At 43.1% G+C, this 2494-nt stretch carries 3 protein-coding genes; 2 read left to right on the forward strand and 1 reads right to left on the reverse strand.

Annotated elements, in window-relative coordinates; translation table 11 throughout:
• A partial coding sequence (locus AB4496_RS25435) for a DUF6691 family protein (protein ID WP_372132616.1) occupies positions 1-387 on the forward strand: 387 nt, incomplete at its 5' end.
• Positions 388-534: 147 nt separating this feature from the next.
• Here the strand turns inward: AB4496_RS25435 and AB4496_RS25440 are convergent.
• A complete protein-coding gene (locus AB4496_RS25440; protein WP_102258006.1) occupies positions 535-1410 on the reverse strand; it encodes an endonuclease/exonuclease/phosphatase family protein in 876 nt (291 codons plus the stop codon).
• 301 nt (positions 1411-1711) lie between these two features.
• On the opposite strand from AB4496_RS25440, the gene nrdD reads away from it, so the two are divergent.
• The coding region (nrdD, locus tag AB4496_RS25445) for an anaerobic ribonucleoside-triphosphate reductase (RefSeq protein ID WP_372132618.1) at positions 1712-2494 on the forward strand (783 nt) is incomplete at its 3' end.

The following is a 2494-nucleotide window of genomic DNA, read 5'->3' on the forward strand; positions in this document are numbered from 1 at the left end:
ATTCTTTTTGGCTCAGGTATGATCATTTCAGGCATGGTTGACCCGAACAAAGTACTTGGGTTTTTAGATATTGCTGGCGACTGGGACATTAGCTTGGCATTCGTCATGGGTGGCGCGTTATTGGTCTTCGCTCCGTTTTATCACTTGGTCATTAAAAAGCGCGCTCAAGCCGTCAATGGCGAACCTTTAGATAGCAGTAATAATCCACTAATAGATAGAAAGTTGATCTTAGGTTCAACTGCTTTTGGTTTAGGCTGGGGGATTGCAGGCTTTTGCCCGGGCCCTGCAGTAACCAGCCTTAGTGGAGGTAACCCAACGGTATGGCTGTTCGTCTTAAGCATGCTGGTGGGAATGTGGTTGGCGGGTCGTACGAACAAAACCTGTTAGTAGCAAGCTTATCGCTGATTACATTGGCTTTGACGTTATTCGTTCTGAGCTGACCAAGCATAGAGGTTGACTCGCTTTTAGCAAAAAAGCCAGTCAGCCTCTTTCTATATCTACCGTTAGCTATGATCTGCCGTTATCTAAAATCTACTATTTAATAGTCGTTGAAACTGGGCAATGGTCGCTAAGTTTGTAATCAAGCACATCTTGTGTTTCAAAGACCTTCTGTTTAGCAGGAGAGGCATCTAAGGATTTGCTCACTACAATATGATCAATCACAGAACGGAACTGGTGTGTGCGATGGTTATTGCGGTTAGAGCGTACCTTACAATCTGCTCGAGTTTTTCTTGTCGCCAACTGAGCATCGGCATTTTGAGTTAAGTCTTTCCACATCCAATCTCTTGAGTAAGAAAGGTTATGGTTGAAATCGCCTAATATTGCGTAATCCTGACCTTGGCGTTCTCTTTGCTGTATCCATTTATTAAGTTGTTGCGCTTGGTCTTTGAGCCTTGAACAGTCACGGTTAGATTTATACGCGCCGCTGCAACCCGCCTTTAAATGCACAGACAACATGTGAATTGGTTTTGTATCCGTTTTCACAACCATATAACTGGCAAATCTAAGCTTGCTGTTAGCGCCCGATTCGAGAGGAAAGTCAGCGTAGTCGGTGAGTATGATTCCTTTACGAACCGCGAAGCCTGTGTATTGGTTTACTTCTTTGAACTGATGGTTGCTGTTTTCTGGTAATGCTCGGTCAGACATCAATATCTTGTATTGATCACCTGCGATGCGCTGAATGGCATTGATGTCATCGACTTCTTGGAAAGCCACCACATCCGAATTTAAGGATTGGAAATACTGTTCGAGCTTATCGAAATCCGCTTGATCACGTTGGTCAGAAAACTTATTCACAGCCTCATTGGTTGATAACCATTCGATATTCCAACTGGATATGGTTAAAGGTTCGCCAAATGCTTGGCTACTGAGCAAGCAGCCTAACATTATCCAGTTTTGAAGTCGTTTCATCCCAAATATCCCTAATTTTGGTGTGCAATATAGTTGAGCCGTTATCCTACAACACTTACCGAAAATTCAACTCTTTTTAGCAGTTTTTTTATTGTTACATTGTTTCTTTTCGACTTGAGATCTCACGTAATAATATTGGATTTATCTTGTTCGGCGTGCCTATTTTATTGATCCAAATCAATACTCAATGTTGGTGGTTCTCGTTAAATACGCCACAATATCTAGTGTTAGTTAAACGATAAATCGCTCTATAGTGTGTTTGTGGATAAGTCTGTGAATACCTCAAGAGTAAGGAGAAGTGGTGAAATCAATCGTAATCAAGCGTGATGGCTCAAGAGCTCCATTCAGTAGAGATCGCATCCAAGCTGCAGTGGAAGCAGCATCAGACAAAACCGATAAGGAAATTGCTATTTATGCTCTGAATGTGGCATTAGCAGTTGAGTTGAAGCTCGAAGACTACGATGAAGTTCATATCTCTGAAATTCAAACCATGGTCGAGAACGAGCTAATGCAGGGACCATACAAGTCTCTTGCTCGTGCCTACATTGAATATCGTCATGACCGTGACATCGCACGTGAAAAGCAAAGCGCTTTAACTCGCGAGATCGAAGGTCTGATCGAAGAAAGCAATGTTGATCTGATCAATGAGAATGCCAACAAAGATGGCAAAGTTATCCCAACTCAGCGTGATTTGCTAGCGGGTATCGTGGCTAAGCATTATGCAAAAACTCACATTTTGCCGCGTGATATCGTACAAGCTCACGAGTGTGGTGACATTCACTATCACGATTTAGACTACGCACCGTTCTTCCCAATGTTTAACTGTATGCTTATCGATCTTAAAGGCATGTTAACGCATGGCTTCAAGATGGGTAACGCGGAAATCGACACACCTAAATCGATCTCTACGGCGACAGCGGTAACTGCACAGATCATCGCGCAAGTGGCAAGCCACATATACGGCGGTACAACGATTAACCGTATCGACGAGGTTCTAGAACCGTACGTAATGGCGAGTTACGAGAAACACCTATCACTAGCGAAAGAATGGGACATTCACAGCCCAGAAGCTTTTGCTATATCT

It is taken from the genome of Vibrio sp. 10N.222.46.A1, from assembly GCF_041473595.1.
In the GTDB taxonomy this organism is placed as follows: domain Bacteria; phylum Pseudomonadota; class Gammaproteobacteria; order Enterobacterales; family Vibrionaceae; genus Vibrio; species Vibrio tasmaniensis_A.